The organism is Melghirimyces profundicolus, from assembly GCF_003054245.1.
GTDB lineage: Bacteria > Bacillota > Bacilli > Thermoactinomycetales > DSM-45169 > Melghirimyces > Melghirimyces profundicolus.
Genome location: NZ_QBKR01000017.1, coordinates 1 through 22,020 on the forward strand (window position 1 = coordinate 1; position 22,020 = coordinate 22,020).

Here is a 22,020-nt window from a genome sequence, read left to right on the forward strand (position 1 = left end):
CACTCACAGAGCACAAGTCTCGCCGGGGTCGCTTCTCTCCCCGGTCTCGCTATGCACTCACAGAGCACAAGTCTCGCCGGGGTCGCTTCTCTCCCGGTCTCGCTATGCACTCACAGAGCACAAGTCTCGCCGGGGTCGCTCTCTCCCGGTCTCGCTATGCACTCCACAGAGCACAAGTCTCGCCGGGGTCGCTCTCTCCCGGTCTCGCTATGCACTCACAGAGCACAAGTCTCGCCGGGGTCGCTCTCTCCCGGTCTCGCTATGCACTCACAGAGCACAAGTCTCGCCGGGGTCGCTTCTTCTGAGCCTCGCCATTTAGGCAAAAGAACCCTCTTTTTCAAAAGGACATTTTTCCCGACTTCCTCTCAGCGGCTCTCCAGAATCAGAGTCACCGGGCCATCGTTGGTCAGTTCCACCTGCATCATCGCCCCGAACACCCCGGTTTCCACCGGTACACCGTGGGACAACAGCTGTTGGTTGAACCGGTGGTAGAGCTCTTCAGCCACCTCCGGGGGAGCGGCGGCCATGAAATTGGGACGGCGGCCTTTCCGGCAATCTCCGTAGAGGGTGAACTGGGATACGGACAGGATGGCTCCGCCCACATCCAGGAGGGAACGGTTCATCTTGCCGTTTTCGTCTTCAAAGATCCGAAGGTGGACCAGCTTGTCCGCGATGTATCGGATCTCCTCCGGGCCGTCCCCTTCGGTGAATCCGACCAGGCAGACCAATCCGTGATCGATGGCACCGGTGGTTTCTCCTTCCACCGTCACGCGGGCGGCTTTCGCCCGTTGGATTACGACCCGCACAGTTTTCCTCCTCTGCTTTCAACGGTTGGGTGTGTGGATGACCCCTATGGGGTCGGCGGACGTGTTTTGCCACGCGACCGTTGGCCATCCAGCATGGAAATGGAAGTGCTGACTCTCCGCTCGAATCATCCTGTCGGCAGGGACAAAGCCCTTCGGGGCGCTTCAGCCTCTGAGTGCCCTCCCCCGAGATCCTTCGCGAACAGGATGGCAAAAGTCGCTTTGGCAATAACGCCTCCTCCACACGAGTGAATGGTGAATCGACAGTGGGGTTATTGCATGATTCGACGGACGCTGTAAATATCGCGCACCCTTTTGATTCTCTCCACCACAGATTGCTAGTGATTGATGTTCCGGATCGAGATCGACATGTTGATGGTGGCCATCCCCCGACGGTCGGCTTTCCCGTTGACGGCGGACAGATTGACCCGGCATTCCGAGACAGCCTGAAGCACCTCGTTCAGGAGCCCGTTCCGATCGAGACCCGAGACTTCGATGTCCACATTGTAATACTGATCGGGGACGCCTTCCCACTCCACGGGAATCATCCGGTTTTCTTCCACTCCCTGCAGGTTGGGACAGTCCGCCCGGTGGACCGAAACCCCGCGTCCCTGGGTGACGAAACCCTTGATTTCATCACCGGGTACGGGATTGCAGCAGCGGGAGAGCCGGACCAGGAGATTGTCAACGCCCCGCACGCGGACCCCGTGACCGACCCGTTTCCGCCGGGTCGGCATCGCTTTGACGTCGGGAAGAACCAGGGGTTTCTCTTCTTCCGGACGAAGGCCTTCCGTCAAGCGGTTCACCACCTGGGCCGGTGAGATTCCCCCATAACCGACGGCGGCGTACATGTCGTCTTCATCGGGAAAGTTGAACGTGTTGGCCACTTCCTTGACCCGGTCTGAGGAAAGGACGGAAGCGGGATCGAAATCCTGCTTTTTGAGCGCCGTCTCGATTGCTTCCCGTCCCTTGGCGACGCTTTCCTCCCGCTGCTCTTTTTTGAACCAGTTACGGATTTTGTTTCGGGCATGGGAAGATTTAACCAGTTTCAACCAGTCCCGGCTCGGTCCGTAACTGTGTTTGGAGGTTAGAATCTCCACGATGTCCCCCGTTTTCAACTGGTAATCCAGGGGAACCATTTTATTGTTCACTTTGGCCCCGATGCACCGGTTGCCCACTTCCGTGTGAATCCGGTAGGCGAAATCCAGCGGAACGGACCCGGCCGGCAACTCCAATACGTCCCCCTTGGGCGTGAAGACAAACACCACGTCAGAAAACCAGTCGACCTTCAGGTTTTCCACGAATTCCCGGGCATCACGGGTTTCCTGTTGCATCTCCAGGATTTCCCGGAAGTATTTCAGCTTTTCGTTAAAGGTCGTCTCCGCCTCAACCCCTTCTTTGTAGGCCCAGTGTGCGGCAATCCCGTACTCGGCGACACGGTGCATTTCACGGGTTCGGATCTGGACCTCGATCGGTTCTCCCTTCGGACCGATCACTGTCGTGTGGAGGGACTGATACAGGTTGGCCTTGGGCATGGCGATATAATCTTTAAACCGGCCCGGCATCGGTTTCCAGATGGTATGGATGATTCCCAGCACGGCATAGCAGTCCCGGATGGAATCGACCAAAACCCGAACGGCCAACAGATCGTAGATTTCGTTGAATTGCTTTTGGTGTTTGACCATCTTACGGTAAATGCTGTAGATGTGTTTCGGCCGTCCCGATATTTCCGCCTCCACATCCATGTCCTTGAGGCGTTCGCGAATCGTCGAAATCACTTCTTCCAAGTTCTTTTCCCGTTCCGCCCGCTTTTGTTTCATCAGGTTGACGATCCGATAGTATTGCTGGGGATTCAGGTTCCGGAGGGCAATATCCTCCAGCTCCCACTTGATCGTCGAAATCCCCAACCGGTGGGCAAGAGGGGCAAAAATCTCCAACGTTTCCTGGGAGATGCGACGCCGTTTGGCTTCCGGCAGATACCGCAGCGTCCGCATGTTGTGGAGCCGATCCGCCAGTTTGATCAGAATCACCCGGATGTCCTGGGCCATCGCCACAAACATCTTTCGGTGATTTTCCGCCTGATGCTCGGCGTTGGATTTATATTTCATCCGCTTTTTCAGTTTGGTGAGGCCATCCACAATCTGGGCCACCGTTTCCCCGAACTCTTCTTCCAAAGTTTCCAGGCTGACCCCGGTATCCTCCACCACGTCGTGAAGGATGGCGGCGGTCAGGGTGGTGGCATCCATCTGCAGTTCCCCCAGAATCCCGGCAACCGCCACCGGATGGTGAATATATTCTTCCCCGGATTTGCGGGTTTGGCCTTTATGCGCTTCAGCGGCAAAGAGATAGGCCCGTTTCACCTGTTCCAGTTCTTCTTTTGTTAAATAACGGGCCACGATCTCCATTAATTTTTCAATCGGCATATCTCCACACCCTAATAGCGTGATCCAACATTTTTCCTTTCATTATCTCTAAATGGAACGATGAAGTAAAGAGATAACCTCCGCCGGGGAAAGGAACGCGGCTCCCCTTCAAACAGGACAAACCCGGCGGATAAGCCGGGTTTGGTTGAAAGCTGCGGTCAACGATGGCGGCGACGGAAACCGAAGCCGCCGCTCTGGTAACGAATATACAGAAACAGGGCGGAAGCGAGGATCGCCAGGATCATCATCACCGTATACTGTGCCACCCCGTCTTCGCTGTCCTGCATCATGATCGGTGCCACAATCACCCCGCCGTAAGCGGCCAGTTCAAAGGAAAACAAAAACCTTTTCCAGGCCCGATAGAGATAGTCCCGTACATTGATATCACCGGGGGTGAACAGTTCCCTGAAAAAGAGAAGCATAATGAAGACCATCCATATGAGAAAACCACCTACCACCAGTCGGGCAAAACCACCTACCAAATCTGAAAAGAAATCTTCAAACATCGGTTGCCCTCCCTTCTTCCATGCATTTAAGGATAACAGAACCGTCAACGGAAAAGCAAAAGGAGGAGCGGGATTTCCCGGCCCGGGATCAGTCACGCTTCCATTCTTCCATCTTTTTCTTCCATTTCTCCCGCTTCTTTTTCAGCTCTTTCTCCCACTTGTCTTTCTTTTTCTCCCACTCCTTCTTCAGTTTTTCCCTCAGATTTCCGTCTTTCTTTTCATTTTTCTCCTTCTCCCGTTCCACTCTGGGGGGTTCCTTCCATTTCACGGTGGAAAGATCGAACTTCCCTGCCGGTTGCCCCCGGAGGGCGCCGGTCATCAACTCCCTGAAAACGGGAGCGGCTGTGGAACCGCTGGAGGCGTTCAGATAATGTTCGGAATCCGTCTTGTCATAACCGATCCAGACCGCCCCCACCAGGTTGGGGGTGTATCCCACAAACCATACGTCTTTGGCACCGTCCCCGCCGCCGGGAAGCTGGGTCGTGCCTGTTTTTCCCGCAGTGGGATGACCGGGAATGAGAGCGTTTTTACCGGTTCCTTCCCTGACCACCCCCTTGAGCATGTAGGTGATGTGCTGAGCCACTTTGGGCTGGGTGACCCGGACCGATTTTTTGTACCATTTTCCCAACAGCTTCCCGTCCGCCGTTTCCACCCGGCGGATGGTGTGAGCATCGACCATGATGCCGTTGTTGGCGAATGCGGAGTACGCCTGGGCCATCTGCAAGGGCGAGACCCCCTCGTTCAACCCTCCCAGAGCGAGACCCAGTTGACGGTCCTCCTTGGTCAGCGGGATCCCGAGGGATTTTGAAAAGCGGTACCCTTTTTCCACTCCGATCTGGTCCAGCAGCCAGACCGCCGGCACATTGAGGGAATCGACCACGGCTTCATACATGGTCACCCCGCCCCGGTACCGTCCGTCATAGTTTTTGGGGGCGTAATCGCCAAACTGCATCGGTTCGTCCTTCAGGCGCATGTCGATCCCGTGTCCCTCCGCCAAGGCGGGAGCATAAACCGACAGCGGCTTCATCGTGGACCCGGGTTGGCGTTTCAATTGGGTGGCCCGGTTAAACCCACGGAAAACGTGTTCTCCACGGCCTCCCATCAGGGCACGCACCCCACCGGTTTTGGGATCCACCAGAACACTGCCGCTTTGAACGAGCCGGTCTCCCGCACCCGTGGGAAAGAGATCGTTCCGGCTGTAAACTTTTTCCGCCGCCCGCTGCATGCGGGGGTCCAGCTCGGTATGGATGCGCAGCCCCCCGGAAAGGACCTCTTTTTCGGTCAGATCGTAGCGCTGAATCGCCTCTTGGATAATCGCGTCGACATAGGAGGCGTAACGGCCCCGGTAATCATCCGGTTTCTGCCCTTGCAGCACGATGTCTTTCGCTTTGGCTCGTTCGACGGCCTGTTCGTCGATAAACCCTTCCTCTTCCATCCGCTTCAGCACCACATCCCGGCGTGCCATCGCCGTGTTGAAATTCTTGAAGGGGGAAAGGGAAGAGGGGGCTTTGATCATTCCCGCCAACAGGGCCGATTCCCCGAGGGTCAGTTCCTTCGGCTCTTTCCCGAAGTACGTGTGAGCGGCCTTTTTCAGTCCCCAGGCCCCTTCACCGAAATAAACGGTGTTAAAGTAGTACTCCATGATCTCTTCTTTGGTGTATCGACGCTCGATCTTTTTGGCCAAGAGAATCTCTTTCCATTTTCTCTTATACGTGCGGTCCTGGGTGAGGAAGACGTTTTTGGCCAACTGCTGGGTGATGGTGCTCCCGCCCTGAACCGTCTCACCCGCCCGCAGATTGGCAAGGCCCGCGCGAAGGGTTCCCCAATAGTCCACTCCGGAATGGCGGTAGAAACGGTGGTCTTCGATGGCCACCACCGCCTGAATCATATGGTTGGGAACTTCCTTCATATCGACGCTTTCCGATTTGGAGGCGGAGATTTTACTGGCCACCTCCCCGTTCCGGTCCAGAATGACGGTCGGCTGGGGTGACGCTTTCTCCAGTGCGCTCACATCCCGGGTCCAGATCATGAGATTGAAGATGAGTACCAGGATCACTGCAAAAGCGGCCAACCCCCAGACGGTCTTCCGGAACCAGCCTGTTTGCCACCAACGGAATACGGTGCGCTTCAATCCCTTTCGATCCAATTTCGGCTCCATGATTCTGATCTCCTTCTGATTCTGTGCCCCCGAAGGGACACCCCATCCCCGCGAGAGGGCGGCCCGCCTGAAGCGGAACCGCCCTTCCCCGGGATGGATGACGTTCCTGTTGTGGCGTTTGACGCAAAAAACCGGGGCGATCCCGATCAAAGGGGCATCCCGTGCCCCGGGCCCTCTGATTCACCCCGACTTACAGCTAAATTGTACCAGAAAACATTTGCCTTGAGGAGAGTGGAGATCCGCAATGGATCCACTTCCCCCTACATCCTTTTCCCGCCACAGGGACACCCTTTGGAATACCGGGCCGCCGATGGGATCACTTTCGGAAGGGGGAAGGAAATTTGAAACCCAAAGACCGCCGCATGAAAGCGGAGATGAAAGCCGAGAACCTCCTCTCGGCTTCGGATGCGAATGAAGACGTGAGCCCGCCCGGGTCCGGACGGACGGAACGCCGGATTTCCACCTCATTCCGCTCCGATAAGGGAAACTTCACCGGACCCTTGCCGAATAAGGAGCAGGACAGCCGGGATGAAGCATGAACCATCCAAGATCGCCCGGTCCATTGGGGCCGGGCCGCTTTATTCCGGATCATGCTTCACGGCACTTTTTTTATGGTATTATAATGGATCGGACCGATGAGGGGGGTGTTTTCCATGACAGATGCATTTCTGAAAAAGATCGGCCTCTTCCGGGAGGTGGAGGAACCGGTCTTGGAATGGCTTCAAAACAGTATGATCCAACGGAAATATTCAAAAGGAAATACCGTCTTCTTCCGGGGGGAGGAAATCAACCGTCTCTTCATCGTCCGAGCGGGACGGATCCGGTTGTCCGGAACGGATCCGGAGGGACACAGACTCTTCCGGATCGACCAACTGGAAGGAGATTGGTTTCCCAAATTCGGTTTTTTCCACCCCGCCACCTTTCTGTGGGACGCCCAGGCCACGGAAGAAACCACCCTTCTTGTCCTCCCGGCAGAGTGCATCAGAGAAGGTTTTGACACCTCTCCTCCATTCGCCCGCTCCCTGCTCAGGGGAATGAGCCTCTGGATTGCGTCCTTGGAGGAACAGCTGAAAGAAATGGCTGTCTATCAAACACGGGAACGCCTCACATCGCTTCTCCTCCGGCTCGGCACTCCACCTGACCGAAACGGCTGGAGTCGCATTCCTGTCTCTTTCACCCACCGGGAGATGGCCCAGATGATCGGGTCCAGCCGGGAAACGGTCAACCGGTTGATCGCGCGTCTTACAGCAGAAAACATTCTACGGTGGGATAAGGGAACCTGGATGATCCACGTGGGAAAAGCCGATTGCCGGATTAACGGGCAACATGACTGGCCGGGTGGAAACCCATGACAAGTGTGACCCAGGTCATACTTGTCATGACCGGAATCTGTTAAAGTAAGAACTGGTTACCCTCTGTTCCATGTTCATTCCATCCGTCGTGCAACCCGTTCCCATCTAATATGAGAGGGGGGACCATGGATGACCAACCATTCTCTTTATGAGGCTCTTGGTGGAAAAGAAGGAATTGCTGCAGTGGTCAATGAATTCTATGATCGAATGATCACCGATGAAAGCGTCAGCCATTATTTTTTGGATACGGATACCGATGCCCTGCGGGACCATCAGATTACATATTTTATCAGTCATGTGCTCGGAGGGCCGAAAGAATACAAGGGAAGCACCCTTCGCCATGCGCATAAAGGCCTCCATATCACGTTTGAAGCTTATGAAACGGCGATCCGTCACATGAACGGAGCGTTGAGAAAGTACAACGTACCGATCGACATACGGGTGACCATCGAAGCTTTTCTTCGCTCGGTCAAGCCCCACATCATCGAAAAGTAAACGGAGACGGTGCCGTGGCGGCTCCGTTTTTTTTTGCCTCTCCCGCCCTGTGATAAAATGAAAGGAGACCGATTCTTACGATTAGAAGGAGAGACCGTCTCATGAGAGACATCCATATCCGTCAAGCGATCAAGGAAAAAAACGTCCGGTGGATCGACGTCCGATCCCCCGGTGAATATGAGACCGCCACCGTACCCGGGGCGGTCAATATTCCTCTCTTTGACAATGAAGAACGGGCGCAAATCGGAACGGTCTACAAAAAAGAAGGGCGCGAAACAGCGGTTCGGCTGGGGATGGAAATCGTCTCGCCGAAAATCCCCCGACTGGTGGATACGGTCCTGTCTCATTCCATGGGACGGACTCCCTTGTTGTTCTGCTGGCGTGGAGGTATGCGCAGCCGCGCCCTGGCCACGTTTCTCGACTTGGCTCAGCACCCGGTGCTGCGGCTTGAGGGGGGCTACCGGTCCTACCGGGAATATGTGGTGGAACGGCTCTCCGACGAACCGTTGACATCCCGTATGATCGTGCTGCACGGTTTGACGGGAGTGGGGAAAACCGCTCTCCTGCACCGTCTGAAGGCCCTCGGCGCCCCGGTCCTGGACCTGGAAAGCCTGGCTGGACACCGTGGATCCGCCTTCGGCAGTCTCGGAGAATTACGGCCCCGCAACCAGCGTATGTTTGACTCTTATCTGCTCGAGCAGTTGGAAAGATACAAGGACGAACCCTACCTCTTTATGGAAGCCGAAAGCAAACGGATCGGCCGCGTCCATCTTCCGGATTTTCTGGAAAGGGCCAAAAAGGAAGGGATCCCCGTACTGGTGGAGGCCTCGGCGACCGTAAGGGTGAACCATATCCTGGACACCTACCTCGGGGAGTCCGGTAACCCCGAACGATTCCGGCAACAGTTGGCCGGTTCGATCCGCCGGATTGAACGCCGTCTCTCGCCGGATACGCGGAAAAATCTTTGGCAATGGATCGCAAAAGAGGAATACCGTCCTCTGGTACAGGCGCTGCTCAGGGAATATTACGATCCCCGTTACCGGCACAGCCTGGAACAATACGAAGGACGTTTCGCCCTTCGAATCCGGTCCGACGACCCGGATTCAGCAGCACGGAAACTGAGAGAATTCCACCGGCATCTGATCGGGGAAAAACCGGCAAAAATCCTCCTTTAAGAACCTGCCGGTTTTTCTTTCTCATACGGGGGCATAAAGTTGCGGACTGCCGGCTCTTTCCGGCCGGAGAGGGCATCCGTCAGCCGAACCCTCATCCATCTCCATGTCACTTTCTTCAAGGCTTCCTCCTTGGAAAAAAAACCGGCTTCCACGGCTTCGTCGGTGGGACCTGGATCCCCCCCGAGGGCACGACACAGAAACACCAGACTGACCACATGGAGCTTTTTTTTACCGACGGTTTTGTAGACCCCTGTCAGCCGCACCACTTCCGCATCCACCCCGGTCTCCTCCTTCACTTCCCGCACCACGGCCGACTGAAGTCCGTCAGCCAGTTCCACCACGCCACCGGGCGGCTCCCATCGGAAATTATCCGATCGGCGGATCAAGAGCACTTCTTCCGACGGGTTCAGCACCACCCCAGTGACAGCCACGTAATGCTGGGGGAACACGGGTTGCCTTCCTCCCTTCATCGGTTCCCGACCCGGTTCCTTTTCAGGAAAGGCTCTGGAGGGAAAACGGAATCCTCTCCCCTTCCAACACCTTACGCTCCCGGTTTTGACATATGAACAGGATCACCCGGCGTTCCGGCACCAGCTTCCCGAAAATCCCAAGAAGCGTTGTGATGAATGTTCGTTTCGAGAAACGCCGGAGCGGCTTTGGGTAAATGCTGGCCGCTCACTTTTTCCAACGCTTCAAGAGATCTTCGGAGACGCCTCCCATCAAAACTGGTTCCGACCGATCATCCAGAATCATCGGCAGAGGGACATTTCCCTGCCCGGAAAAAACCGAACAACCAATATGCTACTTGAAGCGTTGTGATTGATGGTCAGGCTCAGAAGAAGGGAAGCGTTAACAGCGACTTTGCTGTATAAAAGTGAAAGGCTTCATCAGGCACCTCGTTCGGGGAGCGGGGGTATGTTCTCACCCTTTTTATCGCAGACTGGTAGCAAGAACTCTGTCAAAAGGAGATTCGGGAATGAACGTATCACGTTGGTTCCTCTGTATTCTTGTGCTTTTGGTGATCCCCTTCCTGACTTCCGTTCTCCTCGGTCGGGCGGATGCCCGCCCCGAAGCCATACCCCCGGCCAAGATCTCCCGGGTGGAAGGGTATCGCGTCATCGCCGGGAAAAAAACGCCGATCCGGATCAACCGAGCCATGCAGACCGAGCTGGAACGGGTGCTCGATGGGGTCCGACAGATGGCCGGGGTACGCTTCGACCTCCCGGAACGTTATGTGCTGTTTCACCTTCCCAGTCCGGCAGTGCTCCCTCTTACGCCGATCGGTCACCCGGTGAAAGAAGTGATTGTCACTCCCGCCCCTTCTTTATGGGAACCACCGCAGCTCCTGATTAAAAACCGTCAGAACCGGTGGGTGGTGTACAAGACCCAACGTTCTCTCCACCTGTTGGTGGACCAGGTGAATATCCCGGTTCCTCAGCCGGGAAAACAGCCGACATTCCGGACCCATTGAAAAAGGCGGCCCGCGATCCGGGTCGTTTTTTTATCCGGTGAACCATGTTATAACATGCGGTCGGATCCATTCCGTGACAACCGCTTCAAAGGGCGATCGTCACCGCTTCTTTCGGCAAACGGTGCCAGCCTTCCGGAAGGAAGCTTCCCCCGACGGAAACCCCCAGCCACACTGTTTCCCCTTGCCCGAAATATTCCCGGAATATGGTCCACATCTCGTCTTCCCACACGATGCCCTCGCATACCGTTTCTCCCGAACCGGAACAAACCGTGACGCGAAGGTCGCCTCCAGGCTCCGGATCGATCCGGGTCAGGAGGGAACCGGCAGTTTCGGAAAGCCAACGGGCGGCGCCCTTGGCTTCTTCTTCCCTCTCAAAATTCAGGGCCACAAACGGATCGGGTTGCTGCTCTTCCTGTTCGTAACCGCCGACAAAGAGAACGGCGGAAGGAAAACGAATCACGGACATCCCTCCCCAACAGATTCTCTTTCAGAATAACACAGATCTTCCCTCCTGCGGCGAACCGATGGACGTCTGGCCTTCCCGGATATGACAAAGGCTGCCACGCCCGTGACGTGACAGCCTGTCTCTTGTGCTCAATGAATGGATACAATTTTAAATTCAATGGTCCCGGAAGGAGCCGGAACCTTGACGATTTCCCCTTCCCGCTTTCCGATCAGCTCGGCGCCGATAGGGGATTCGTTGGAAATTTTTCCGGATACCGGATCCGACTCGGCGCTTCCCACGATGATATAAGTCTCCTGGTCCCCGTCGGGCATCTCCTGAATGGTCACCTTGGTTCCGACGCTGACGAAGTTTTTGTTCTGTGTGTCTTGATCGATGATTTTAGCGTTCCGAATCATGTTTTCGAGCGTCACGATCCGGGATTCCACAAAGGCCTGTTCCTCTTTGGCTGCGTCATATTCGGCATTTTCGCTTAAGTCCCCCTGGGCGATCGCTTCCTTCAACCGGTTGGCCACTTCCTGGCGCTTTTTTGTTTTGAAAAGCTCCAGTTCTTCTTTGACCTTGGCCAGACCCTCTTCGGTCAGAAGCACTTCTTTTTTCTGCACCATACCGATTCCTCCTTGAGAAGACAAACGGGTTGATTCATTTTCCATTTTGTATTGAATGCCCTTTCACAGCGAGAACCGCAACAAAGGGAAACATCCGATTTCAATGATTGTATGCGGCGGGAAGCCTTTCAACACCCGTTGTTTGGCGGAAAGCCTTTGTGTCGGTTCAAACCCGTTTGTGTTCATAACGTCAACAGTCCGGGAAGAGACTGAATGATATATTATCACAAATCCTTCCACCGTAAAAGTGACCTTCCGCCTGCCGGCCGCACGGATGGGGTATAATGGTCGGGAAAGGAGCGGAGAAAATGAGATGGTTCATGTTGGGTGCCAAAATCACCTTCACCTTTCTGATGGCGTTTGCGGCACTTTTCTTTTTCAGTTTGTTGCTCGCTCCCTTTTTTTCTCCCGATGAGTTCGATTTCCCCTATATTATGGCTCAAAACATGGCCTTTGTCCTCGCGGCCTATGTATCCTGGAGACGATTCGAAAAAAAACCGGCTTCGCGACTGGGGTTCCAAAGCCACCGACCCGTGCGGGATTTTGTGCATGGAAGTTTGCTCGGCATCACACTGATCGGCGGCTTGTTTCTGCTGCTGTGGATGACACCGTGGATGAAACTGACAGGGATCCGGGGAGCCGGAGTGCTCATTCCCGCTCTGTACTCGGCCGCCCTGTTCCTGATCGTGGCAGCGGGGGAAGAAGTGTTCACCCGCGGTTACCTCCAAACACTGATAACCGAACGGTTGGGCGTCGGGTGGGGGATTTCCGCCACCTCCCTCATCTTTTCCGCCCTTCATTCACAAAATCCCGCTCTCAGCGCAATCCCCGTGGTCAACCTTTTTTTGGCGGGAGTTTTGCTGGGGTTTGCCCGGTGGGTGACCGGCAGTCTGTGGCTGCCCATGGGGCTTCATTTCACCTGGAATTGGACACAGGATATGCTCTCTCTCCCCGTTTCCGGACTCCGCGTGACACCGGCTCCGTTTATTACAGCGGCGGAGACGGGGCCGAACTGGCTCACCGGCGGCGCCTTCGGTTTGGAAGGCGGAGTCGCCGTCACCGTCGCCCTGGCCGGTGGAATCCTCTGGCTGTACGGCCGACATCATTCATTCGGGTGGAACACGCGTTGAGGAGCCCTCGCCGAGGAGCTCCGCGACGATGTTTTCAGCCGCCCGCCTGGCCATTTGTCCCCGGGTTTCCCGTGTGGCACTCCCCAGATGGGGAGCCAGCACGGCGTTCGGAAGTTGTTTCAAACCCGGGGAAAGACGGGGTTCGTCCTCATACACATCCAGGCCCGCCCCGGCGATCTCCCCGGCTTTCAGAGCTTCCACCAACGCCTTTTCATCCACCAGCCCGCCCCGAGCGGTGTTAATGAGAAACGCCGTTTCTTTCATCAGGGAAAGTTCTTCCCGACCGATCAGGTGGCGGGTCTTTCGAGTGTACGGGGCATGCAGGGAAACAAAGTCCGCTTCCCTGAGAAGCTCCCGGAAGGGGAGATACCGGATCCCCAGTCTGTTTTCCTCCTTCGGATCTTTCCGCCTCCGGGAAAAGTAAACGACTTTCATGTCGAACCCGCGGGCCCGTTTGGCCACCGCACGGCCGATCCGTCCCATTCCCACGATTCCCAGGGTGGAGCCGGTCACTTCCTTCCCCAGATGAAACATGGGGGCCCATTCTTTCCAACCGCCGGCCCGGTTCAAACGATCCCCCTCCGTCACCCGCCGTGCCGCATCCATCAGGAGGGCCCAAGCGAGATCGGCCGTGGCATCCGTCAGCACGCCCGGAGTGTTGGTGACGGCGATGCCTCTCCGGTATGCTTCTCCCACATCGATGTTGTCATACCCCACGGCATAATTGCTGATCACTTTCAGCCCAGGGGCCGCATCCATGACTTCCCCGTCCACCCGATCGGTCAACATGGAAAGCAGTCCGTCCATTCCGGGAATCAGGGCCAGCAGCTCTTCCCGCTTCAACATGCGGTCTTCGGCTCCCACCGTGACCTCACAATGCTCTCTCAGTATATCCATCCCCTCGGCAGGAATTTCCCGGCTGACCAACACTTTGGGGCGAATGTTTTCTTTCAAGATGTCGCCTCCCCATTCTACTTCTTAAGCCCGATCCGGGCAGGAACGTTCGGTTCCGGACTTTTGATCCCTGTGTCGTTCCCGATGTGCCTTCTCCACCTTTACGATTCGCTTTTCCGACCGTTTATTCCTGCTCCAGAAGGGGAACCCGCCGAATGGCGAGCCAGGCGAACAGTTGGACAAAACCGACCGGCATCAGCAACCATCTGAGCTGAATCAGGTCGGGAATCAACCGGATCCACCACAGGAACACGACCACGCTCAACACACGTCCAACATTCAGAGCCAGCTCCCGTGCGACCACATATTCCACCCTCAGCCGGGCTGTATCCTGGTTCTCGCCGATCACGTCAAATACGGCGGAGGTCAATGGCACCATATAGACCGGGTAAAAAAGGGCGGCTCCCACCCCCAGCACCACCAACGTCCAAGTGTTGATATCCCAGATGAGAGGTACAACCACAATCCCCAGCATCGACGCCCCCAGGAGAATGCTCTCGTCCCGCCAAGACAAACGCATGCAACGACCCACCACAAAGTAGGAAATCAGAGCAACGATCGAAGCCGCGGTGAGATAACCGCCGAGAGCCAATTCGTTCCCGGTGCTCACAAAAATCAGCAGGCTGACCAGAAATGCAAACAAACCCTCCCGAGCCCCCTGCGCCACCATCGCCAGGTTCACCCAGTACCAGTGGTTGCCCCTTTGGAGAGCCAGCCGGAGAATCTCTCTCAGCCGGTACTCTCCGCGGGCGTTGCGCCGCTTTAAAAGAAAGCTGACCACGACAGCCGCCATGAACACAGCCAAGGAGAAAGCAAAGATAATGCGGTAACCGGTGAAATGATCCACACGGGTGATGATCCAGCCCGAGATGACCGGGGCCAAAATGCCGGCACCGGAGGTGAGCAGTCCATTGATGCCGTTGTAGATATCCCGGTTGTACCGCTCGGTGATCTCAAAATACAGCACGTTGTAGGACAGCCAGAAAAAACCGGCTCCCACCCCCAAAAACATACCCAACAGAAAAACCAGATCCACGGAACGCGGCCCCAGGAGAAGAACGGCTAAATAAAAAAGAGCCTGCAATGCCACCCCGATCCGAATCGCGATTACCCGGTCCACCTGTTTGGAAAGGCGTCCGGCCAGGACAAAGGTGACGGCCATCGCCAGATAGTTGGCCAAATTGAACCGGCCGATCACCGCAAAATCCTGTTTCAGTTTCCAGAGATAGACGTTGACAAAGGTGTTGGACATCGCGGTGGAGACGGCAAACAACCCGCTGATGATCAAGAGCAGCCATGCCGGGCGGTCCAATCGGTTGGTTTCTCCAAATAAGCTCATTGACCTCACCAGGCATAGCTTAACCAAACCCCGCAGGATTTACGATGACGGAAAGAGGTAAAAACTTCAGCTTCCCCTTTTCAACCGGAGCAACGGACCCGCCAGCAACAGCCCCGATACCAACCCCCCGAGATGGGCGACCAGATTGATAGAGGGATCCATGAAGCTGAGGATCAGATTGATTCCCAACAAAGCCAGCAGCCCTTTTCCCGTCTCCGGATCCATCGAACCTTTTCGGAAAAGATACAGATAGATGTAAACCCCGAAAAGACCGTAGAGGGAACCGGAAGCCCCGGCGCTGATTCCCGAAAAATCGGAGTATACGGTGGCCAAGTTGCCGCACACACCGGTCATGAGATAAAAAAACAAAAACCGCCAGCGGCCGAACAACCATTCCAGCTGGGGACCCAGGATGTACAGGAAAAAGCTGTTGAATAAAAAATGGACAATACCGATATGCAAAAAGATGGGCACCACCAGACGCCACCATTCCCCGGAGTGGAACAGCGCCTTTTCCAACGCACCGAAACGCAGCAAAACAAGGGAATCGTGGGAACCTCCACTGAAGGTCATTAAAAGAAAAAGCAGCGTTTGCAGGACCAGGATGCCGGTAATCACCGGAAAATACGATTTAAATCGCCGAAAAGGCAACCGGGTGTGTTGAAACAAAACGCGATCCCCTTCTTTCTCAATTCGTCTTCCCGGAAAGAATCCGGGCGATCGGCTGTCCCATCCGGACCCGGGTTCCAGGGGAAAGTTCACCGATCCATTCCGTTTTCCCGGGTTCCAAAAGCAATATGACCGTCGATCCGAACTCAAAGCGCCCCAGTTCCTGCCCTTTTTCCAGTTCATTCGATTCGGGATAAATCCGGGTGACCATCCGACGTTTTCCCGGGTGGTTCGTGGTGATTTCCGGATCATAAACCACCCGGATGCTGCCTACATTGGTCGCCCCCACCTTGACCAGGGCCACTTTCCCCGCCGGGCTGTCGAGATACGTGATCAGCCGCTCGTTTCTGGCAAACAGTCCCCGGACACGCTTGACCCCCAGAGCATTGACCGGAAAAAGGCTTCCCGGAATATAAGTGAGACCCTTCACCTTTCCTGTAACCGGTGTGTGGATCCGATGATAATCCCGGGGGCTGAGATAGAGGGTGATAAAACGGCCCCCTGAAAAAAGGCGGACTTTTTCCTCATCTCCCCCGAGCAGCGCCTCCAACGTGTACGTAACCCCCTTGGCTTGGAGAAGCGTCCCGTCGCTGACGGTACCGCACTGGGAAACCATACCGTCCACGGGGCTGACGATGAAATCAGGATCCGGATTCACCGGTCGTGCCCCTTCCTTCAAACCCCGGACAAAAAAATCGAGCAGGGTCGGATAGTCGGAGACCGGCTTTTCCACTTGGGTCAGATCCACATCGAAGCGGCGGATGAAATAGGGGATCAGGCGACGGCTGAAGGGGGAACGTGCAAACCGCCCCATCCAGCGGGAGATCGTATTTTTCGGCATGCAGTTGAGAATCGCCATTAAGATTCTTTCCTTCATGGTGCCTCCTTAGGCAATAAATGTTTCTATATCCAACGAGTGAATCCCCTGTTTCGGGATACAATACTTAGCACGGAGGTGATACAAATGGCTTACCAACCCAAAGGCGCTGCTAAAACCAACGCCCAACAAGTGCGCCAGAAAAACCAACAGGCCGCCCAGGGCTACCAGCAACAACAGCAACAATTCGGCACTGAGTTTGCTACCGAGACGAACGCCCAACAAGTTCGTCAACAGAACCAGCAATCTCAAGCCCGCAAAAACCAAAACCAACAGTAACATCCCGATAACGGATCCCATTCTGCCTCAGGCAGAATGGGATTTTTTTACTTTCCGGCAATTCCTGCCGACAGCACAATCCGAAGCGCTTCATCGACAGAAAGATCCAATACCTCCACACGGTCGGCTTCAAACCAGTGAAGATCCCCGGCGAACTGCATGCTTTGCGGAAAGTACACCCCGACATACTCCTTCCCGTCCGCTGTCCGGAAACGGGGTTCTTTCACGGTGAGGAAGCCGATCCTTTTGGAATCCGCCACGGTGACGAAAACCACCGTGTCAAAGGATGTTTTGTCCCCAAAAAAGGAATGCATGGTGTCCTTCAAGGTTCCATACACTCCCTTGACCAGCGGAATCCGGCTGATCACGGCCTCCATCCCGTCAATCAATTTTTTCACCGCAAACCAGCGGGCGAACATTCCGGTCAGTGTCACCACTGCCAGGATCAGAAGAATGCCGGCACCGGGAAGCTCCATCAGATCCGAAAGCCACGGGAGCCCCGACGATCGTTCCGGAAGCCAGCCGACCCCCCAGTCGTTGACCAGTCGGTAGAAGTATTGCAACAGATAAAGCGTGCCCGCCAGAGGAAGAATCACCAGCAATCCGTTGAAAAAGTACAGAGTCAAACGTTTCAGGATCCGTCGACCCATGATCTCCCGACCTTTCGTTATTTTTCCATAAATTCCCGGTAATATAAACGGATCATTTTTTCGGCGATGGGTCCGGCGGCGATCCCCCCGTACCCTCCTTCGGGAACGACGACCGCAACGGCGATTTTGGGATCATCCGCAGGTGCGAAAGCGATAAAAACGGAATTTTCCACCCGCCCCCGTCCGGGAATGTCCTGTTCGGAGGTCCCGGTCTTGGCCGCCACCTTGAAGGGGAGATCTTGAAACAGCCGGGAAGCTGTTCCCCCGGGTTGGGTCACTTTCACCATGCCGGACTTGACGGTCTGAAAGTGTCGGGGATCGATTTTGGAACGGTTGAGTACTTTCGGCTTGAACGTTTTGACCGTTTTCCCTTCGTGGGTTTTGACGGCTTCCGCCAACACGGGTTTCATCCGTTTTCCCTCGTTGGCCAGGGTGGCCGTATACTGAGCCAGTTGCATCACGGTGTAGCGCTGCGCCTGCCCGAAAGAACCAAGCACCATGGCCCCCATCGGGGAAAAGTGATCGGCGATGGACAGGTAGTCTTCCGTTCCGTCCTGTTCCCCTTTTAACGGCACTTCTGTCGGGACACCCAATCCGAATTGATGGGTGTAATCCTTAAACTGCCCGACACTCTTCTTCCCTTCTTTCCGGTACCACCGGCTTCCGGTCCAAGCAAAAAAGGTGTTGGCCGATTTTTGAATGGCTTTTTCCACGTTCATGACCCCATAGTTGTGATTCCCTGAGTTCCGCACCGGAGGGGTGGCCGGAGCGTAATAATACGTTCCCGGATCCCGAAACAGGGTATGGGGGCCGATCAGTCCTTCGTTGAGGGCCATCAGGGACATCATCGGTTTGAAGGTGGAGCCGGGAGGGAGAACGGAAAGGGGATGCCGTTGGTACTCCTTCCCGGGGTTGTCCGCATAACGGGCATCGTATGGAGCTTCCCGGATCGTCCCGTTTCGGATGGTATAGGTCAAATGTTCATAATCTTTGGCAGTGACCGCGCCGTTCCAAATATTGGGGTCATAATCCGGATAGCTGACCATGGTTCGGATTTTCCCCGTCTTGACTTCCATCGCCACGGCGTAGGCATTCCGGGCATAAGGGGCTCGATGGCGGCCCGGGGCCTGGGTTCTCAGCCATTGAAGCTGTTGCTCGATGAATTCTTCCGTTTCCAATTGCATTTTCTTATCCAGAGTGAGGACGAGGTCGTTTCCAGGGCGTGGGTTAACCTCCTTGATCACCTCCACCGGCTTGCCCGTGGAATTGACCCGGACCACTTTGTAACCGTGATGACCGCGCAGCTCGTCCTGGAAACTGTACTCGACCCCGTCCATCCCCACCTGCTCCCAGTCAAGATAACCGTCGTCGTCGGGTTCCTTCTGCGCTTTTTTGTATTTCTCCAGGGACGCTTTCGCCCCGGCGAAGGGACGAACATAACCGATGGTCTGCACGGCGAACGTGTCTTCCCGGTAATCCCGGATGGGTTCGAGAAAAACATTGACCCCTTTATAGTCGGAAGGATGCTCCGACAGCTCCACCACTTCCTCTTCCGTCAACCGGTCCTTGATCTTTTTGGGATAATAGGGAGGTTGTTTTCGGGGAACGGTTTTCCCCTTGACATCCAATCCCACGTCCATCTTTTCCAACACTTTTTTTACGGGCATATCCAGCGCACGGGCCAAGTTTTTGGCCGTTTTCAGTTTGGCTTCCGGTTTATCATCGGTTTCCAGGTAAATGGCGGCGAAAAGGGACTCATTTCCCACCAGAAGCTTTCCGTCCGTGTCATAAATCCGCCCCCGCGGAGCAACGACGGGAATTTGTTTATAGTTGTTTTCTTTTGCCAGCTTCTGAAATTTTTCCCCTCCGCCCAGTTGCACCCAGGACAGGCGCAAAATCAGAGCCACAAACAATAAAAAAACGATCAGCCACAAAATGTGCAGCCGGTTGAAGTTCATTTCCCTGTGTCCGACGGTACGCGGTTTGGGTCTGATCATCTCTTTCGAATTCAACCTCTCTGTCCACAGCGATTGGCAATTTAAAGTTTAACACAAAGGGATCGGTTTGTGGCCGTGAAGGTCCGGGGTCGATTTTCTGACAAATGCCTTTTCCGCCGATGGGCAACGGCTGTGACCGTCTCCTTCTATGAAACATAACTTGCTCATAGATATAAATTCATAGACAGGAGACATTTACATGACCCAAACCCAATATCAATGGATCCGCAAACACGGACGAAGGATGGATTCCGACCTCCGGAGCTCGGTGATTCAACGTTTGCAGATCCTTCGCTACCTTCCGTGTATACTTCACCCTGCCACCGTGGCTCTCATGAGCCGGTTGACCCGCGTCCCCGTTCTCGTGCAGATCGACCGGGAAACCGGCATAAGCAGCCAATTTGAGAGGACACTCTTCAGCCTTTATTCTCCCGTGGATTATTTCAGCAGCATCCATACCTTCCGCATGAACCTCAGTCTGAACCAGCTCCATCGGATGATGACGCTTCCCGAGGTGAAAAGGGTCTTTCTGGACCGGAAGGTCTACACCCTTCTGGACACGGCGAGCCCGACAGTCAACGCCCCACTGGGCTGGTCCTATGAAAACCGCGGAGAAGGGGCCGGGATCGCCGTAATCGACACGGGGATCCACCCCCATCCCGATCTGACGAAACCGGAACTCCGGATCATCGCTTTCAAGGATTTCATCAAAGGAAAAACGAAACCTTACGACGATAACGGCCACGGAACCCATTGCGCGGGAGATGCGGCAGGAAACGGTTACTCTTCACAGGGGAAATACAAAGGCCCCGCCCCCGGGGCGAAATTGATCGGTGTGAAAGTTTTGGGCAAGACCGGTTCCGGAAATCTTTCCGATGTGATCGCTGGGATTGAATGGTGTATTCTTCACCGCAAAAAATACAACATCCGGGTGATCTCCCTTTCCCTCGGAAGCCGAACCCAGGTTTCCTATCGGGATGACCCGGTTTCACAGGCAGTGGAAAAGGCGTGGGAGCAGGGAATCACCGTCGTGGCAGCAGCCGGAAACGACGGCCCCGAAGCCGGGACCGTGGCCAGCCCGGGTATCCACCCCCGCATCATCACCGTGGGCGCTTCCGACGATAAAAACTCCGATGAAATCCGGGATGATGGGGCAGCTTCTTTTTCCAGCCGGGGACCCACCCCCGACGGGATCACAAAACCGGATATCCTGGCTCCTGGTGTCAATATCACCTCTCTTCGAGTCGCTTACTCCTATATTGACAAAATCTCCCCCGATAGTCGCGTGGACCGGCATTACACCACCCTTTCCGGCACCTCCATGTCCACTCCGATCGTTGCCGGATTGGCAGCGGTGCTGCTGACCCGTCATCCGGAATGGTCACCGGATCAGGTGAAAGAAACCCTGATTCGTTCGGGCCGGGATCTGGGTCTTCCCCCGAACACCCAGGGTGCGGGACTGGTCCGGGAGGACGATCACTGGTTTAAGGAATGAACCGACCCATGGAGCGTGCCAGGAGCTGGACCGATTGAAAAGCGTTCAGTTTCCCGTACTGCGGGTGGGTTTGAATCGGCCGGGCGGAATGGATCAACAGATCCCTCACTTGAGCCGGGGTCAAATTCTTTCTGAGATACAAGAGAAGCGCCACCGTCCCGCTCACATGGGGAACCGCCATCGAAGTTCCGCTCATCACCCGGGTGGTCCCGTTCAGCCATGCGGAAGAAATTTTATCCCCCGGAGCGGCCAGATCCACTCCCTCTCCCGTATTGCTGAAAGCCGACAACTTTCCATCCTTCGAGACTGAGGTCACGCCAATCGTCTCTTCATAACGGGCCGGATAATCCACCGTTCCCGAGATTCCCTGATTGCCTGCCGCAGCCACCAGCATAATCCCTTTCCGATGGGCCGTCTGGATCGCCTGACGCAATGAATCGCTCACTTTCGACATTCCAAAGCTCATGTTGACGATATCCATGTCATTTTCGATGCACCAATTGATCGCGCTTAACAGATCAGAGAGGTTGGCACTTCCTTTTCGATTGAATGCTTTGACCGCATAAATCCGAACCCGCGGAGCGACTCCCACCACATTCAGCTCCGTGGCGCGACCGGCGATGGTCCCCGCCACATGGGTGCCGTGTCCGTTGTAATCATAAGGAGTGAACATGGGTGACAGGATGTTGACCCCTCCGGCGTAGTTTTTTTGAATGGACGGGTGGTCGTTTGCGATTCCGGTGTCGACCACCGCCACTTTGATCCCCCGCCCTTTGGTGTACGGCCAGACCTTATACGCTTCCACTTCCCGGATTCCCCAAGGAAGTGGGTCCGTCGTTTTCTCTTTGATTTCCCCTGCGTAAGGGTCGGTGATGGTCACCCTGGAATCAAACTCCCAGTGGGCTACATCCGGATGTCCTTCCAGACTGCGGGGGCCTTCTTTCCCCGCGAATTCGCCGATAATGATACCCAATTGGGGAAGGATCCGCACGGGACGGCCGCCCGCCCGATTCATCTCCCGGATGCAGCTTTTGGGATTGTGGAAGTGCCGTAAATAAAAAATTTTACGAATTCTCTTCGGCTTCCGCTTCATGGGCTCCGGTCCCTGAAACCATTCCGGCTTCGGCATCTGCGCTTCACTCCTTCTCCTCACTAATAAGCTCCCCGTTGAATAGG

21 protein-coding genes and 1 pseudogene are annotated in these 22,020 nt (G+C 55.3%); 8 read left to right on the plus strand and 14 right to left on the minus strand.

Features of this window, described 5'->3' with window-relative positions:
• Positions 1 to 365 precede the first annotated feature (365 nt).
• From dtd to C8P63_RS12115, 4 genes and pseudogenes are all read right to left on the minus strand, one after another.
• Positions 366 to 806, minus strand: coding sequence for a D-aminoacyl-tRNA deacylase (dtd, locus tag C8P63_RS12100; RefSeq protein ID WP_108024538.1), 441 nt, complete (start codon positions 804 to 806; stop codon positions 366 to 368).
• 269 nt (positions 807 to 1,075) lie between these two features.
• A pseudogene (locus C8P63_RS12105) lies at positions 1,076 to 3,226 on the minus strand (RelA/SpoT family protein).
• Between the two features lie 158 nt (positions 3,227 to 3,384).
• Positions 3,385 to 3,732 carry a hypothetical protein gene (locus C8P63_RS12110; RefSeq protein ID WP_146172172.1) on the minus strand — a complete coding sequence of 116 codons (348 nt, stop codon included), beginning with the start codon at positions 3,730 to 3,732 and terminating at the stop codon, positions 3,385 to 3,387.
• An 88-nt stretch (positions 3,733 to 3,820) separates the two neighbouring features.
• Positions 3,821 to 5,890, minus strand: a complete 2,070-nt coding sequence (locus C8P63_RS12115) for a transglycosylase domain-containing protein (RefSeq protein ID WP_108024713.1) — start codon at positions 5,888 to 5,890, stop codon at positions 3,821 to 3,823.
• A 341-nt stretch (positions 5,891 to 6,231) separates the two neighbouring features.
• On the opposite strand from C8P63_RS12115, the gene C8P63_RS12120 reads away from it, so the two are divergent.
• From C8P63_RS12120 to mnmH, 4 genes are all read left to right on the plus strand, one after another.
• Positions 6,232 to 6,429, plus strand: a complete 198-nt coding sequence (locus C8P63_RS12120; protein ID WP_108024542.1) for a hypothetical protein — start codon at positions 6,232 to 6,234, stop codon at positions 6,427 to 6,429.
• Between the two features lie 114 nt (positions 6,430 to 6,543).
• A complete protein-coding gene (locus tag C8P63_RS12125; protein WP_170109634.1) occupies positions 6,544 to 7,242 on the plus strand; it encodes a Crp/Fnr family transcriptional regulator in 699 nt (232 codons plus the stop codon).
• Between the two features lie 129 nt (positions 7,243 to 7,371).
• Complete coding sequence (locus C8P63_RS12130) at positions 7,372 to 7,737, plus strand: group I truncated hemoglobin (protein WP_108024546.1); 366 nt, start codon at positions 7,372 to 7,374, stop codon at positions 7,735 to 7,737.
• A gap of 101 nt (positions 7,738 to 7,838) precedes the next feature.
• Positions 7,839 to 8,912 (plus strand): tRNA 2-selenouridine(34) synthase MnmH, encoded by a 1,074-nt coding sequence (mnmH, locus tag C8P63_RS12135; protein WP_108024548.1) that lies wholly within the window; start codon positions 7,839 to 7,841, stop codon positions 8,910 to 8,912.
• Here the strand turns inward: mnmH and C8P63_RS12140 are convergent.
• Positions 8,909 to 9,361 carry an NUDIX hydrolase gene (locus C8P63_RS12140; RefSeq protein WP_211308280.1) on the minus strand — a complete coding sequence of 151 codons (453 nt, stop codon included), beginning with the start codon at positions 9,359 to 9,361 and terminating at the stop codon, positions 8,909 to 8,911. The two genes, mnmH and C8P63_RS12140, sit on opposite strands and share 4 nt — an antisense overlap.
• A gap of 527 nt (positions 9,362 to 9,888) precedes the next feature.
• On the opposite strand from C8P63_RS12140, the gene C8P63_RS12145 reads away from it, so the two are divergent.
• Positions 9,889 to 10,383, plus strand: coding sequence for a hypothetical protein (locus C8P63_RS12145; protein ID WP_108024552.1), 495 nt, complete (start codon positions 9,889 to 9,891; stop codon positions 10,381 to 10,383).
• An 85-nt stretch (positions 10,384 to 10,468) separates the two neighbouring features.
• Here C8P63_RS12145 and C8P63_RS12150 read toward each other — a convergent pair whose 3' ends face one another.
• Positions 10,469 to 10,843 (minus strand): hypothetical protein, encoded by a 375-nt coding sequence (locus C8P63_RS12150; protein ID WP_146172173.1) that lies wholly within the window; start codon positions 10,841 to 10,843, stop codon positions 10,469 to 10,471.
• A 134-nt stretch (positions 10,844 to 10,977) separates the two neighbouring features.
• Positions 10,978 to 11,454, minus strand: a complete 477-nt coding sequence (gene greA, locus C8P63_RS12155) for a transcription elongation factor GreA (RefSeq protein WP_108024556.1) — start codon at positions 11,452 to 11,454, stop codon at positions 10,978 to 10,980.
• 308 nt (positions 11,455 to 11,762) lie between these two features.
• Between greA and C8P63_RS12160 the strand changes: the two genes are divergently transcribed.
• The gene (locus C8P63_RS12160) at positions 11,763 to 12,584 is read left to right on the plus strand and encodes a CPBP family intramembrane glutamic endopeptidase (RefSeq protein WP_170109635.1); all 822 of its coding nucleotides are present in this window, start codon (positions 11,763 to 11,765) and stop codon (positions 12,582 to 12,584) included.
• Here the strand turns inward: C8P63_RS12160 and C8P63_RS12165 are convergent.
• The 4 genes from C8P63_RS12165 to asd all read right to left on the minus strand — a co-directional run bounded on the left by C8P63_RS12165 (position 12,561) and on the right by asd (position 16,423).
• On the minus strand, positions 12,561 to 13,538 hold the full coding sequence (locus C8P63_RS12165; protein ID WP_245920871.1) for a 2-hydroxyacid dehydrogenase: 978 nt from the start codon (positions 13,536 to 13,538) through the stop codon (positions 12,561 to 12,563). The two genes, C8P63_RS12160 and C8P63_RS12165, sit on opposite strands and share 24 nt — an antisense overlap.
• A gap of 124 nt (positions 13,539 to 13,662) precedes the next feature.
• Positions 13,663 to 14,877: an MFS transporter gene (locus C8P63_RS12170; RefSeq protein WP_108024562.1), complete on the minus strand. Its 1,215-nt coding sequence runs from the start codon at positions 14,875 to 14,877 to the stop codon at positions 13,663 to 13,665.
• Between the two features lie 66 nt (positions 14,878 to 14,943).
• Positions 14,944 to 15,546 (minus strand): rhomboid family intramembrane serine protease, encoded by a 603-nt coding sequence (locus C8P63_RS12175; protein ID WP_108024565.1) that lies wholly within the window; start codon positions 15,544 to 15,546, stop codon positions 14,944 to 14,946.
• Between the two features lie 19 nt (positions 15,547 to 15,565).
• On the minus strand, positions 15,566 to 16,423 hold the full coding sequence (gene asd, locus C8P63_RS12180; protein ID WP_108024567.1) for an archaetidylserine decarboxylase: 858 nt from the start codon (positions 16,421 to 16,423) through the stop codon (positions 15,566 to 15,568).
• 87 nt (positions 16,424 to 16,510) lie between these two features.
• Here asd and C8P63_RS12185 point away from each other — a divergent pair, with 87 nt between their 5' ends.
• Entirely contained in the window at positions 16,511 to 16,702 is a 192-nt protein-coding gene (locus C8P63_RS12185) for a gamma-type small acid-soluble spore protein (protein ID WP_108024569.1), read from the plus strand.
• Positions 16,703 to 16,749: 47 nt separating this feature from the next.
• Here the strand turns inward: C8P63_RS12185 and C8P63_RS12190 are convergent, their stop codons facing one another.
• Positions 16,750 to 17,352, minus strand: a complete 603-nt coding sequence (locus C8P63_RS12190; RefSeq protein ID WP_108024571.1) for a DUF502 domain-containing protein — start codon at positions 17,350 to 17,352, stop codon at positions 16,750 to 16,752.
• 17 nt (positions 17,353 to 17,369) lie between these two features.
• Positions 17,370 to 19,349 carry a peptidoglycan D,D-transpeptidase FtsI family protein gene (locus C8P63_RS12195; protein WP_108024573.1) on the minus strand — a complete coding sequence of 660 codons (1,980 nt, stop codon included), beginning with the start codon at positions 19,347 to 19,349 and terminating at the stop codon, positions 17,370 to 17,372.
• 199 nt (positions 19,350 to 19,548) lie between these two features.
• On the opposite strand from C8P63_RS12195, the gene C8P63_RS12200 reads away from it, so the two are divergent.
• Positions 19,549 to 20,844 (plus strand): S8 family peptidase, encoded by a 1,296-nt coding sequence (locus tag C8P63_RS12200; RefSeq protein ID WP_108024575.1) that lies wholly within the window; start codon positions 19,549 to 19,551, stop codon positions 20,842 to 20,844.
• Here the strand turns inward: C8P63_RS12200 and C8P63_RS12205 are convergent.
• Complete coding sequence (locus tag C8P63_RS12205) at positions 20,834 to 21,973, minus strand: S8 family peptidase (protein ID WP_108024577.1); 1,140 nt, start codon at positions 21,971 to 21,973, stop codon at positions 20,834 to 20,836. The genes C8P63_RS12200 and C8P63_RS12205 overlap by 11 nt on opposite strands.
• Between the last annotated feature and the right edge of the window lie 47 nt (positions 21,974 to 22,020).